Annotated in this window: 13 protein-coding genes; 8 read left to right on the top strand and 5 right to left on the bottom strand. The window is 64.0% G+C overall.

The genetic code is table 11. The features are described 5' to 3' along the window. Positions 1-370: 370 nt before the first annotated feature. The 3 genes from Q0877_RS13830 to Q0877_RS13820 all read left to right on the top strand — a co-directional run bounded on the left by Q0877_RS13830 (position 371) and on the right by Q0877_RS13820 (position 2,663). Entirely contained in the window at positions 371-1,369 is a 999-nt protein-coding gene (locus Q0877_RS13830) for a hypothetical protein (protein ID WP_299168801.1), read from the top strand. A 90-nt stretch (positions 1,370-1,459) separates the two neighbouring features. After that, on the top strand, positions 1,460-2,383 hold the full coding sequence (locus tag Q0877_RS13825) for a DUF1963 domain-containing protein (RefSeq protein ID WP_299168800.1): 924 nt from the start codon (positions 1,460-1,462) through the stop codon (positions 2,381-2,383). A gap of 127 nt (positions 2,384-2,510) precedes the next feature. Next, positions 2,511-2,663, top strand: coding sequence for a hypothetical protein (locus Q0877_RS13820; protein WP_299168798.1), 153 nt, complete (start codon positions 2,511-2,513; stop codon positions 2,661-2,663). A gap of 177 nt (positions 2,664-2,840) precedes the next feature. Here Q0877_RS13820 and Q0877_RS13815 read toward each other — a convergent pair whose 3' ends face one another. From Q0877_RS13815 to Q0877_RS13795, 5 genes are all read right to left on the bottom strand, one after another. After that, a complete protein-coding gene (locus Q0877_RS13815) occupies positions 2,841-3,056 on the bottom strand; it encodes an AsnC family protein (protein WP_299168806.1) in 216 nt (71 codons plus the stop codon). Between the two features lie 65 nt (positions 3,057-3,121). Next, positions 3,122-3,934, bottom strand: coding sequence for a bifunctional allantoicase/(S)-ureidoglycine aminohydrolase (locus Q0877_RS13810; protein WP_299168797.1), 813 nt, complete (start codon positions 3,932-3,934; stop codon positions 3,122-3,124). A gap of 10 nt (positions 3,935-3,944) precedes the next feature. Beyond that, positions 3,945-5,210, bottom strand: coding sequence for a DUF6986 family protein (locus Q0877_RS13805; protein ID WP_299168794.1), 1,266 nt, complete (start codon positions 5,208-5,210; stop codon positions 3,945-3,947). Continuing rightward, positions 5,211-6,806: a malate synthase A gene (gene aceB, locus Q0877_RS13800; RefSeq protein WP_299168791.1), complete on the bottom strand. Its 1,596-nt coding sequence runs from the start codon at positions 6,804-6,806 to the stop codon at positions 5,211-5,213. A gap of 9 nt (positions 6,807-6,815) precedes the next feature. Next, a complete protein-coding gene (locus tag Q0877_RS13795) occupies positions 6,816-8,237 on the bottom strand; it encodes an NAD-dependent malic enzyme (RefSeq protein WP_299168788.1) in 1,422 nt (473 codons plus the stop codon). Positions 8,238-8,503: 266 nt separating this feature from the next. Here Q0877_RS13795 and Q0877_RS13790 point away from each other — a divergent pair, with 266 nt between their 5' ends. The 5 genes from Q0877_RS13790 (at position 8,504) to Q0877_RS13770 (ending at position 13,245) form a co-directional block, all read left to right on the top strand. Then, a complete protein-coding gene (locus tag Q0877_RS13790) occupies positions 8,504-9,265 on the top strand; it encodes an IclR family transcriptional regulator (RefSeq protein ID WP_299168785.1) in 762 nt (253 codons plus the stop codon). Positions 9,266-9,294: 29 nt separating this feature from the next. Further along, positions 9,295-9,876: a GNAT family N-acetyltransferase gene (locus Q0877_RS13785; protein ID WP_299168782.1), complete on the top strand. Its 582-nt coding sequence runs from the start codon at positions 9,295-9,297 to the stop codon at positions 9,874-9,876. A gap of 50 nt (positions 9,877-9,926) precedes the next feature. After that, positions 9,927-10,595, top strand: a complete 669-nt coding sequence (locus Q0877_RS13780) for a TetR/AcrR family transcriptional regulator (RefSeq protein WP_299168779.1) — start codon at positions 9,927-9,929, stop codon at positions 10,593-10,595. A gap of 77 nt (positions 10,596-10,672) precedes the next feature. Then, positions 10,673-11,593 (top strand): ABC transporter ATP-binding protein, encoded by a 921-nt coding sequence (locus Q0877_RS13775; RefSeq protein WP_299168776.1) that lies wholly within the window; start codon positions 10,673-10,675, stop codon positions 11,591-11,593. Then, positions 11,590-13,245 (top strand): ABC transporter permease, encoded by a 1,656-nt coding sequence (locus tag Q0877_RS13770; RefSeq protein WP_299168773.1) that lies wholly within the window; start codon positions 11,590-11,592, stop codon positions 13,243-13,245. The genes Q0877_RS13775 and Q0877_RS13770 overlap by 4 nt, the downstream gene beginning before the upstream one ends. The last annotated feature ends 16 nt before the right edge of the window (positions 13,246-13,261 follow it).

Raw genomic sequence — 13,261 nt, 5'->3', positions numbered from 1 at the left:
CCCATCACCCCTGGGTAGCCAAGACACTACAACTGCCCTGCGAACTACCTGCTCAACAACATAAGGACAGCAGCAAAAATCGCGTAATCGGGGCCAGTCCGAGCACCGCGAGGCCCCTGATCGAGGTGTTTCAGGGACTAGCGGTTCAGTGTCGCTGACGCTCCGTGGGGATAGAAAGTATCCCGTTTGCTGGCTTTGGGCTCTGGATGCGCGGTGCTTCTTGGGGGCCATGATTGTGGTGTCTGCCACGGTGGACGCCGATTTGTTCTTGGTGCTGTTGGTTGAGCCTGCGGACTAGCGTGGTGTGGAGGACTTCCACGGGAACCGTGGATTGTTGCCGTGAGCACGAGCCGAAGGAACAGCAGTTCCGATGGGTATCAGCCTGCCCGAGGAGGCGCCCTCCCAGCCTTTGATCACTGATTCTGGAACGCTCGTGACCACTGATGCAGCAACGCCGGTATCGATGGAGGTCCAAGGTTTCGAGGACGGCTCGGTGAGGATCCAGGCGGTGATTGATGAGGCTGTGCCTGTTCAGGAGCTGAGCTATGACTTGTCTCTGCCTGCGGGGGCACAGCTGCACCAACAGCCCGATGGCAGTGTGGTGGTTCTGGCGGACCCGGTAGCGATTCCGGTCCTTGAAGCTGAACCGCTTCCTGAGGGTGATGCTGCCCTGACCGAGCTGCTTCCGACAGTTGATGAGGTCGATCCGACAGCTGTTGAGGCGGCTATCGCTGAGGTACAGACCGAAAGCGTAGGTGACCCGCAGGACAGCGCCCCCGCCGACACTGTTGTCCTGGCGGCCATGCCGGCGCCGTGGGCTGTAGACGCTGCTGGAACATCCCTGCCGACCGAGTATCGGGTCGAGGACGAAACCGTTGTACAGGTGGTCGACACCGCCGGAGCCGAATTCCCTGTCGTCTCGGACCCCTGGTTCATCCCGTTGATTCCCATCGCACTGGGAGCCGCGGCCCGCGCACTGGCTCCAGCCGCGGTCAGGGCCTTCGCTGCCACGACCATCCGCGGCGGCATGGCCTACACAACCCGCGGCGGTTTCAGCAGCTTCACCGCGTTCAAACGGGCACACGGCGTCAGGTCAGGCTACGAATGGCACCACATCGTCACCCAAGCCTCGGGCAGGTACAAGGGCTGGAGTAACTACGCCATCAACCACAAGAACAACCTGATCCAAATCCCAACCCGCGTACACCGCAACTGCGTGACCTTATGGATGAATTCCAAGGGCGTCAAACGTTTCGGTGCCTCCGCGGCGTCCGGGGAGTACATGCGTGACTGGGTGAAGCGTCAAAGCTGGCAGAAACAGCACCAGATCGGTGTCGCACTGCTGCGGCACTGCGGTGTCCGACTATAGACAAGGCACCAAATCTAATCGATGCAGGATGTGTGCGCTCTCACCAAGGCCGCATACATCCTGCCCCATCGACCATTCCAGGAGGAACACATGAGTCGACAGACCATCCCCTCACCGCCGATCAACGGCTCCAACAAAGACATCGCGGCGTGGCTGCAACATCCTGCCATCGACACGCCGGGGCTTGCCGATGACATCCGCTTTTCCGTCGCGCTTACCGCTGCCAACGTGCCTGCGGGTCGTGAAGACATCGACCAGTTCTGGGACGGCACAGCGCATCTTTCCTGGCTGGGCGGACCCTCAGTCGGCCCGCTACCGCAGTGGCCGCAACGCCGGGACGGCAAGAAACTCGCCCACGTCGCCACCTTGCACCTGGTCGAGGTCGCCGACGTCGTTGATGCCAATCACCGCCAGGCGTGGGGTCCGGGCATGCCTGACCGGCACGACCCAGCCCAGTCCCTCCCGGACAGCGGCGTGCTGGAAATCTTCCACGACTGCGAAACCTATGGATATGACTCCACCGACGGAGCTTCCGGCGCATGGCAGGTGCGCTGGGTTGCAGCCCCGGATGGCAGCATCATCGATCCCCCGGAGAACGCGGAGACACCCACGGACGTATGCCAGGTCGTCATCCCGTCCGCGTCCTTCAGCGTCCGCTCGCCTGAGGATTCCATCGACCTGCCCGAGGACGACTTCAACCGGATCGAACACGCGAACAACGCAATCCTGGAGGCGTGGCTGAGCTTCTACAAGGCGGGGCGGGAAAAAGTCTACACACCCCTATCGCACGTCTACGGACACAGCTGGAAAGGAACCAACGAGCTCAATGACACCCTCGAGCAGGTACTGCCCGTAGCTTCCAGCGACGAACACGTCCTGATCCTCGATCTGGAAAGCTGGACCCATCTCGAAGGGTGGTTCGGCGATGCAGGACACCTCGAAATCTGGATGCGACGCTCGGACCTGGCAGGACGCAACTTCGACAAGGCCTGGTGCTTCATCCGTCTGGGATGACCACTTGTGGTCCTTATTGGACAGAGTTCACGAAGGAAAGCTCATCCCACAGGAAAGTCACCAGCAGCGCTCCGCGCAGTCGCTTTGGCCACCAACGCATTTCTTTCACTGCGGCATCGACCTGGACGTGTCGGATAACCTGAACGGCATTTTCAGCGGCAATGACACTGATGTGGACGTCGACCCCGACGTTGACAGCAATGTCGACGCTGATACCTCGGCCGACAGCACTACTGACGGTGGCGAAGACAACGAGGGTCTGCTGGCCGGACTGTTCTAAGCAGTCTCCCTAGACCAGGTGTGGCACCTACCCCTCATGGGGTGGGTGCCACACCCATATGAGCGTAGATGTCCGTCTGTTGATGGTAGAACCACCGGCCGACTTCAACCTGCTGAAGCTGCCGGAAGGCAAGGAGAACGAATCCGACTTCACAATGCTGTCCGACCTTTCTTGGCGTTACCGCTTCCCGTACTTGCGGTGCACGGCCTGCTTGCTGACGCCGAGACAAAGCGCGATCGCTTCCCAGGAAAGTCCGGCGCCCCTCGCCGCTCGGACCAGCGACGCTTCCGTCCGGGCGACCTCCTTCTGGAGCTCCGCGACGGCGTGCAGTGCGTCGGCGGGCCCTTTCCCATCCATTGACGCCACCAGTGTTTTCATTCGATCCACCTCCATGTCGTCAACATTAGTTGACGACATGGAGGACCGTCAACAGTTGTTGACGCGGGTCAGTGGCCGACCTAGGTCAGCTTGATCTGGCGGTTCACGTCCTTGTACAGCAGGTAGCGGAAGTTGGACGGACCGCCGGCGTAGCAGGCCTGCGGGCAAAAGGCACGGAGGGACATGTAGTCGCCCTCCTGCACCTCCACCCAGTCCTGGTTGAGCCGGTACACGGCCTTGCCTTCGAGCACGTAAAGGCCGTGCTCCATAACGTGGGTTTCAGCGAACGGAATCACGGCGCCGGGCTCGAAGGTGACCACGTTGATGTGCATGTCATACGCCATGTCATCGGTAGGCAGCATGCGGGTGGTGCGCCACTTGTTGTCCGTGCCCGGCATGGCGCCCGGCTCAATGTCCTTCTCGTTACCCACGCGGGCCTTCGGCGTGTGACCGGCCAGCGGCTGGTGGGCCTTGCGGATCCACTGGAACTTCGCGGACTCCGGCGCAGAGTTGGACACTTCCCATTCGGCACCCGGGGGGATGAAGGCAAATCCGCCAGGTGTCAGGTCGTGCAGCTCACCCTCGAGCTTGATGGTGAGCGCGCCCTCCAGGAGGAACACGAACGACTCGACTCCCGCCTCGGGCTCTGGATTGGTGGACCCACCGCCCTGCGAGACCTCGAGCAGGTACTGGGCGAACGTCGTCGCACCTCCGGCAACCGGCCGGTTGAGGATCCAGGTGCGCGTTCCGGTCCATTCGGGGAGCTCGCTGACCACTATGTCGCGAAGCACCCCGCGGGGAATGACGGTGTAGGCCTCGGTGACGACGGCGCGTCCCGTCAGCAGATCCGTCTGCGGCGGCAGGACGGTTTCAGGTGCGTAGTAGTTGCTCAAAGTTCAGTCCTTAGATGTTTTCAGCTTTTTCCGGAAGTTTCCGCGGATGTGCGAGTGCTTCCAGGTCAGGAAGGGAGATGCCGGCCAGCTCGTTCACCTCGGCCTGGGTCACGGCGCCGCACAGCACTCCGCGATGGACGAACCGGGCAAGCGCACGGGCCGTTGCCGGTTCGTCGAGGATGGCGCTTTCGATCCGGTGCACGTAGTTGCGAAGACGCTTCGCCGCCGCGGGCAGGCCCTCGCGGTAGAACGCGTAGGTGGCGACGAACCGGCTCGGCAGCTGGGCGGGGTGAAGGTCCCACCCCTGGTAGTAGCCGCGCTCCAGCGAGCGCCGCACCAACCGGGCATGCAGCGCCCAGGCCGCGGACACTTCGGTCTGGGAGCCGACCGGCAGGATGTTCGTCGACCCGTCAGACAGCCGGACGCCGGTGCCCGCGACCGCCACCTGCATGACCTGCTTGGCGTAGTCCGCGGCCGGATGCTCCATCGACTGGTACTCCGCGGCGATTTGCAGGGAGTCGCTGTAGTCATACGTCCCGTAGTGCAGCGCGGACACTCGGCCCTCCGCGCGATGCAGCAGCTGCGCAACGGGAACAGTGCCGTCAGCGGCCAGGATCAGCTGCGGCGTTTCCATCTGCACCTCGAACCGAAGCCTGCCCGAGGGCAGACCGTGCACCGCTTCCAGTCGCCGGCACGCGAACACCATCGCCTCGACCTGCGCCACCGTGGACACCTTGGGCAGCGTGAGCACCAGTCCCTCCGGCAACGGCCCCTCAGCGAGCAACCCGCCCACGAAGAGATCCAGCGTCCGCAGCGCACGACGGCGGGTGGGCTCCTCGAAGCACTTGAACCGGATGCCGATAAACGGCGGAGCGATCCCGTCCCGCAGAGCCCGGGCCACCGCAATAGCAGCGCGGGCAGCGTCGGCGTCCTCTTCGTCGTCGGGCCGGTTGCCATACCCGTCCTCGAAGTCCAGGCGCAGGTCCTCGATCGGCTCAGCGGTGAGCTTTGCGCTCACCAGCGTGCCGACGTCGTCGTTCAATCCCAACGCGCTGCACAGCGCATCCATGCCACCGGTTCGTTCGACGGCGGCAATCGCCTCCCGCCCCCAGTCACCGGGGAGCGACGGCTGGTAGCGGTCCGCCGGTACGTACACCGTGTGGACCGGTTGGCGCGATCCGTTGTCGCCGGGATAGCTGAAGCGCAACAGCTGGTCAGTGTCCGCGAGTTTCGAGTCGATTGCGGCGTAATCGTCGAAACCGAGAGCGAACTCCACTCAGCTCACCAGCTCATAGGCGGGAAGCGTGAGGAAGTCGGTGTAGTCCTCGGAGACGCAGATGTCCGCGATGAGGCGGCTGGCCGGTTCGTAAAACTTCTCGAATGCTTCGTCCCCAACCTCCGCGTGCAGCCGCTCGGTTTCCTCGGCGAGGATCGAGTTCACCAGCTCCGGCGTAACTGTGTTGCCGGTATCCGCGAGCACCACCTTGTTCCTGATCTGCTGCCAGACCTGGGAGCGCGAGATCTCCGCCGTCGCGGCGTCCTCCATGAGGTTGTGGATGGCGACCGCGCCGTTGCCGGAGAGCCACACTGCAACGTAGGCGACGGCGACATAAAGGTTGGCGCGCAGGCCCACCTCGGTCACGTCCCCATCCGCGGACTCGACGTCGAGCAGCTGCGCGGCAGTGACCTCCACCTCGGGACGCTGCCGGTCAATCTGGTTCGGCCTGTCTCCAAGGACGGCATCGAACACCTCGAGGCAGACCGGCACCAGGTCAGGGTGGGCGACCCAGGAGCCGTCGAAGCCGTCGTTCGCCTCGCGGGTCTTGTCAGCGCGGACCTTCTCGATGGCCTGCGCCGTAATGTCTGGCTCACGGCGGTTGGGGATGAACGCTGCCATGCCGCCCATGGCAAACGCGCCGCGGCGGTGGCAGGTCTTCACGAGCAGCTCGGTGTACGCCCGCATGAAGGGTGCCGTCATGGCCACCGACGCACGGTCAGGCAGAATGAACGATTCGCCGCCGTCACGGAAGTACTTGATGATGCTGAATAGATAGTCCCAGCGGCCGGCGTTCAGGCCGGAGGCGTGGTCGCGCAGTTCATACAGGATCTCGTCCATCTCGAAGGCGGCGGGAATGGTTTCGATGAGCACGGTCGCGCGGACCGAACCCTGCGGGACCCCCACGTAGTCCTGCGCGAACACGAAGACGTCGTTCCACAGCCTCGCCTCGAGATGGCTCTCCAGCTTGGGCAGGTAGTAGTACGGTCCGCTTCCGTTTTCGAGCAGGTGCTTCGCGTTGTGGAAGAAATGCAGGCCGAAATCCACCAGCGCACCGATGGCCGGCTCACCGTCGATGATGATGTTCTTCTCGGGCAGGTGCCAGCCGCGTGGGCGGGCGACGACGACGGCGAGCGGCGCGTCCGTCCGCAGCGCATATTCCTTGCCCTCGGGCGACGTAAAGCTGAGGGTCCCCCGCGCCGCCCCGTAGAGGTTGACCTGGGAGTCGACAACGTTGTGCCAGGTGGGGGCGCTCGCGTCCTCGAGGTCTGCGAGCCAGACTTTGGCGCCGGAGTTGAGTGCGTTGATGGCCATCTTCGCGGGCGATGCCGGTCCGGTCATCTCTACGCGGCGGTCCTGCAACTGCGGCGGTGCCGCGGCGACGGTCCAATTGCCGCTGCGGACCTCTGCTGTCTCAGGAAGGAAATCAAGCCGACCGGTCTGCGCCACTTCCTCGCGACGGGCCTTTCGTGCGGCCAGCCGCTCATCACGGGTTCCCCGGAACTTCTGGTGCAGGAGTTCAAGAAACTGGAGTGCTTCGGGGGTCAGGATAGTTTCCGCGCCGGTAACCGGCGTCGTCGTAAGTTCTATCGACATGTTCTGCTCCTACTCTGCGGATGCTGCTGCGGGCTGCTGGACTGCCGAGGACGCGTGGGCTGCAGCGGCAACGGCGGCGGCGACATCCCCCGCAACGTGCGGATCGAAGACGCTCGGAATAACGAAGCTGGCATTGAGTTCATCATCGTCCACCCGTGCTGCAATTGCGACAGCAGCGGCAACCAGCATCTCAGGCGTGATGTCGGAGGCGCCGGCGTCGAGCAATCCCCGGAAGAAGCCCGGGAACGCAAGCACGTTGTTGATCTGGTTGGGGAAATCGCTGCGACCGGTGGCCACGACGGCGGCGTGCCGGGCAGCGATGATCGGGTCGATCTCCGGGTCCGGGTTGGCCATGGCGAAGACGATTGCCTTGTCCGCCATCGACGCAACCTGCTCCTCACCGAGGATGTTTGGTCCGCTGACGCCGATGAAGACATCCGCGCCGGCCAGCGCCTGATGGAGAGTACCGGAGAAAGCGTCCTGGTTGGTGTTTTCGGCGATCCAGCGGCGGTGCTCGTCGGTGTGGATCTGACCGCTGTGGATGGCGCCCTTACGATCGCACGCCACGATGTTCTTCGCGCCCTGGGCCTGCAGCAGCTGGATGATGGCCGAGCCGGCGGCACCGACACCCGAGACGACGATGCGCACGTTCTCGATCTGCTTTTCCACCACGCGCAGGGCGTTGGTGAGAGCCGCCAGCGTGACGATGGCGGTGCCGTGCTGGTCATCGTGGAAGACGGGAATGTCCAGCTCCTCGCGCAACCGGTTCTCGATCTCGAAGCAGCGCGGCGCAGCGATGTCTTCAAGGTTCACGCCGCCATAGACGGGCGCGAGTGCCTTGACGATGCTGATGATCTCTTCGGTGTCCTGGGTGTCGAGGCATACCGGCCAGGCATCAACGTTGGCGAATTGCTTGAAAAGGGCGGCCTTGCCCTCCATGACAGGCAGCGCGGCGGCGGGGCCGATATTGCCCAGCCCCAGCACGGCCGAGCCGTCGGTGACCACAGCAACAGTGTTGCGCTTGACGGTGAGCCGGCGGGCGTCGTCGGGATTCTCGGCGATGGCCATACAGACGCGTGCGACGCCGGGGGTGTAGGCACGGGACAGATCATCCCGGTTGCGCAGCGGAACCTTGGGAACAACTTCCAGCTTCCCGCCGAGGTGCATCAGGAAGGTGCGGTCGCTCAGCTTCTTGACGTTCACGCCGTCGAGCGCGTTGAGGGCGTCCCGGACGCGCTCCCCGTGGGCTGCGTCTGTAGTGTTGCAGCTGACGTCCACCACGATGCTGTCGTGGTGCGACTCAGTGACGTCGAGCGCGGTGATGGACGCTCCGGCGGAGCCTACTGCGGCGGCCAGCTCGGCAGTGGCAGTAAAGCTCGACGGCGCTTGGACGCGAAGGGTGATTGAGTAGCCGGGGCTGGGACTCGCCATTGAAGATCCTCCAGATAAGTTATTTCGTAATGTGGATATTATTATCTACCAAATGGAATTGCAAGCGTTCTTCGCGCCGGTCGGATCAAAGAAACGTCCCGGAGGTGCAGGGCTGCCGCTTCGAATCGGCAGGGCTGCACCTCCGGGCAGTTTCTGGGGCGTCGGGCAGTATCTACGGCGTCGACTTCAGTTTCCGCTGTGTGGAAGTAGGGTATCTTTGGAGAAGTTCTTCCGCTGTGCGGATAGTTTCTAGCTAGGAGTGCCAAATGGCCGAGAAGGCTGCAGGCGGCGGCGTCCAGTCGGTGGAGCGCGTATTCGAGCTGCTGGAGTTGATTACCGACGCCGGTGGTGAAGTAACGCTGAGCGAGCTCTCCTCCTCCACCGACCTTCCCCTGCCCACCATCCACAGGCTCCTTCGCACCCTGGTCATGAAGGGCTACGCCCGCCAGCTGCCCAACCGCCGCTACGCCCTAGGTCCCCGCCTGATTCGTCTCGGTGAGGGTGCGAACAAGCAGCTCGGCGCCCTGGCCCGACCGCAGCTGAAGATGCTCGTGGATCGATTGGGTGAGACCTCGAACATGGCCGTGCTCGATTCCGACATGGTGGTCTACATCGCCCAGGTGCCGTCGTCGCACTCCATGCGCATGTTCACCGAAGTGGGGCGACGGGCGCATACCCATGACACCGGCGTCGGGAAAGCCATCCTGGCTCAACTCGATAATGACGCGGTGCGCAACATCGTGACCCGCGCAGGCATGCCCACGCCCACCGAAAAGAGCATCGCCTCCGTGGACCAGCTCCTGGCGGAACTCGACAACATCCGCGAGCGCGGCTACTCGATCGATGAGCAGGAGCAGGAGCTTGGCGTGCGCTGCTTCGCGATGGCCGTACCCAACGCTCCTACGCCTACAGCCATCTCGGTTTCCGGGCCGATCTCCCGCGTAGACGAGGGCTTCGCCGACAAGGCCATCCCACTGTTGCGCTCCGCCGCGCAGGCGATTTCGGAGGACCTCAACCTCGCAAGCTAAGGTCGCCCGGTCGGCGTATCATTCCCTCCATGACGGTTGCGGTTCATCCCGCGACAGCGGACCGGTTCGACGACGTCGCCTCGCTTCTCGCGCCGAAAACGCCGGGTGCCGGCGCCTGCTGGTGCCTGCCCCCTCGGCTGGCCGCGTCCGAACTCAGCGCCCTGGGAGCGGAGGGTAGACCGGGGCGGATGCGGGAGTTGTGCCGTGAAGATCCGCCGCCCGGGCTGCTCGCCTATCTGGAGGGCGAGCCGGTGGGCTGGTGCGCAGTCGGACCTCGCGCCGGCATGGGTAGGCTCACGCGTTCGCGCACAATCCAGCAGGTCGATGACGTGCCGGTCTGGAGTGTCATCTGCTTCGTCGTGAAGACGGGGCACCGGCGTCGTGGTGTGGCTACCCGACTGCTGGAAGAAGCCGTGGAGTTCGCCGCTTCCCACGGGGCGCCGGCCGTTGAGGGGTATCCGGTGGACGCCGAGGGCGCCCGGATCAACACGACGCTCGCCTTCGTCGGAACCACAGCGCTGTTCGAGAAGGCCGGCTTCGAGCGCATCGCCGAAACCAAGGCAACCAGTGCGGGCCGCACCCGCTGGATCATGCGCCGCGACCTGACCTAGCTCACGGACGCCCATTGCCCTCGACTGAACACAGGTTTAGCATATTGAACATGCGTTCAGTTGCGATGGACGCGGCCGACGCCGACCGCTCCGATTTCACCGCTCGCGCCAGAGTGCGTGACGCGGCGGTGGAGCTGTTCGGCCGGTCCGGCTTCAATGTCAGCGTGCGGACTATCGCTGACGCTGCCGGCGTCAGCCCAGGGCTGATCCTCCACCATTTCGGCTCAAAGCAGGGCCTCCGCGAAGCCTGTGATGACTACGTCCTTCAGAGAATCCGCGAATACAAGGAACGAGCCGTCCGCCCCGCGTCCGCCAACGAACTCCTGCTCGCCATGGCGTCCGTCGACGAATCAGCACCGCTGGTGGGCTACGCCTTGCAGAGCCTGCAGGCAGGAGGGGATCTTGCGCGGTCATTCATCGATCATTTCGCCGCGGACGCGGAAGAGTGGATTGCTGAAGGGGTCAAGGCCGGGACCATTCTTCCTTCACTGGATGAGAAGGCACGGGCGCGTTACCTCACGGTTCAGGGATTCGGTGCGTTGCTGCTGGACCTGACGCTGAACCCCCCGGAAGACCCCTCCGACATCGCCGGGGCCATGCGCGGCTACCTCGCACGAATGGGCCTTCCCAGCACCGAGCTCTTCACCCAGGGACTTCTTGCCGACCGTTCGATGCTGGACGCGTACCTCCTGTACGTCGTTGATCCACCGCAGCCCTGACCCTCCCGACTCTCCCGCGCTCCCACAAACACCGCTCAACCCACAACACTCAACACTCTTCCCAGAAGGTGTTTTTCATGTCAGCAACCATCGAAGTGCGTCAGCTGGAAAAGTCCTTCGGCTCCGTGCGCGCACTCGACCAACTCGATCTCACGCTCGAACCCGGCGAGGTTCACGGGTTCCTCGGACCGAACGGCTCCGGCAAGTCCACCACCATCCGGATTCTCCTGGGACTGCTCCGGGCGGATTCCGGCACCGCACGAATTTTCGGCCGCGACCCATGGGACGCCGTCGAGCTTCACAGCCGCCTTGCGTACGTGCCGGGCGATGTGAGCCTCTGGCCAAAGATCACCGGCGGCGAGGCCATTGACCTTCTCGCGGGACTGCGGGGAGGAGTAGACCGCACCCGACGCAACCAACTGCTCGAACGCTTCGACCTTGATCCCAAAAAGAAGACGCGCTCCTATTCCAAGGGAAACCGCCAGAAAGTGGCGCTCGTCGCGGCGCTGGCCAGCGACGTCGAACTCCTGATCCTCGACGAGCCGACCTCCGGCCTCGACCCCCTGATGGAACGCGAATTCCAGGCGTGCATCCGGGAGGTCAAGGCAGCCGGCCGCACAGTTCTGCTTTCCAGCCATATCCTCGCCGAGGTGGAAGCCCTGTGCGACCGCGTGACCATCATCAGGCAGGGCCGAACGGTGCAAAGCGGGACGCTGGCGGAGCTTCGGCACCTTCGGCGTACCGCCGTCGCGGTCGTATCCGACGGCGACGCGACCACGGTGGCGTCCATACCGGGCGTCCATGACGTTCGGAGCGAGGAGGAGAAAGTTCATTTCACAGCCGACGACGACGCCCTGCCAGCTGCTTTGGCCCACCTCCTTCCACTGGGCATCCGCAGCCTCATCAGCACGCCGCCCTCGCTCGAGGAGCTTTTCCTGCACCAGTATGGGGACGGCTACACGACCTCCGTTGTCACCGGTGGGCGGCGGGCGCAATGAACGCGACAGCCATCGCACATCAGCGGAACCATCGTTCATCCCAGCGCTCTGCGGGAAGCCTGACGGGCACGGGCCACCTGTTCAGGTTTGCACTCCGTACGGACCGGGTCCGCATCCCCGTGTGGGCGCTGGGTATAGGCGGAATGGTCGCCTATTTCGGCACTGTGATTCCCCTTGCCTATCCGAACCAGGCTGCACTGCAGACCCGCGCCAGTATTATGCAGGACCCATCCGGCGCACTCCTTACCGGCCCCGGGTACGGCATCAACAACTACACCTTCGGTGCCATGGTGACCAACGAGCTTCTCGGCATGCTCGCGATTGCCGCAGCCCTCATGTCGATCTTCCTCGTGATCCGGCATACCCGTGCGGAGGAGGAAAGCGGCCGCGCAGAACTCGTTCGGGCAGGCGTGGTCGGGCGCCGTGCGCCGTTGGCAGCGGCCCTCCTCACCCTTCTGGTGGCAAACGCGGCCATCGGTGCTGCTCTTGGCGCCGGCCTGCTTAGCAGCGATTTGGTGCTCGCGGATACTCTCGCCGTGTCTGCCGGGATGGCGCTGGTGGGGCTCGTATTCGGCGGCGTAGCTGCAGTCACCGCACAGCTCAGCGAACATGCCCGCACCGCATCAGGCATGGCGGGTGCAGCGCTGGCACTGGCTTTCCTCCTGCGCGGCGTCGGTGATGCCCAGGCCCTCGGAGGCAGCGCGCTTTCCTGGTTTTCACCCATCGCCTGGGCACAGCAGACGCGCGCGTTCACTGACCTGCGGTGGTGGCCGCTCCTGCTGTGTGTCGGGCTCTTCGCCGTGCTGCTGGTCATCGCAGTGCTACTAATCGCACACCGCGACTTCGGTGCCGGTCTGGTGCCTGCTCGAAGCGGGCGGGGCAATGCCAGCAAATCCCTGATCCATCCGGCGGGACTTCTTCTGCGGATGGAACGCGGGAGCATTATCGGATGGCTGATCGGACTGTCCATCTTCGCCCTGCTGACCGGCTCCATGGGCCAGGGCATCGTGGAGAGCTTCGAAGCGCAGCCCCAGCTGGCTGCGGTCTTCGGCCAAGGGGCCGGAGGTAACGTTCTACGGGCAACGCTCGCCTCCTTCACCGCGTACTTCGCCATGGCGGTGGCTGTATACGCAGTGGTCTCGGTCAATCGGCTTCGGGGCGAGGAAGCCGACGGCCGCACCGGTGCCATCCTTACCACCTCCGTCAGCCGCACCCGCTGGCTGCTCAGTTCGCTGGCGGTCACAGTCCTCGGTTCAACGGTGATGCTCCTCGGCATCGGGTTGGGCCTCGGCGTGGGCGCAGGGATATCCGTGGCAGATCCCGGCCTTGCATGGGAATTTGCCCTTGCAGGGTTGGTCTACCTTCCCCTTGTCATGAGCTTCGCCGGTCTGGCCGCAGTGTCTTATGGCGTGCTGAGTGCAGGTCGCTGGTGGGTCTGGGTGGTGCTTCTGGCTTCGATCATCGTGGGGGTGTACGGCCCTCTGCTGAACCTGCCCGAGGCGGTGAGCAACGCTGAGCCGTTCGGCCTGATGCCCAGGGCGCCCGCAGGAGAGCTGGATCCGGTCCCCGTTGCAGCGGCTGCGCTGATCGCACTGTTGCTGACCACTGCCGGGGTGCTTTCGTTCCGCCGCCGCGACCTGGAAGCCGGCTGAGCGCCGTAGTTCCTGT

The organism is uncultured Arthrobacter sp., from assembly GCF_947495145.1.
GTDB lineage: Bacteria > Actinomycetota > Actinomycetes > Actinomycetales > Micrococcaceae > Arthrobacter_D.
Note: the sequence above shows the minus strand (reverse complement) of the source record. Positions and strands in the feature narration are given on the sequence as shown.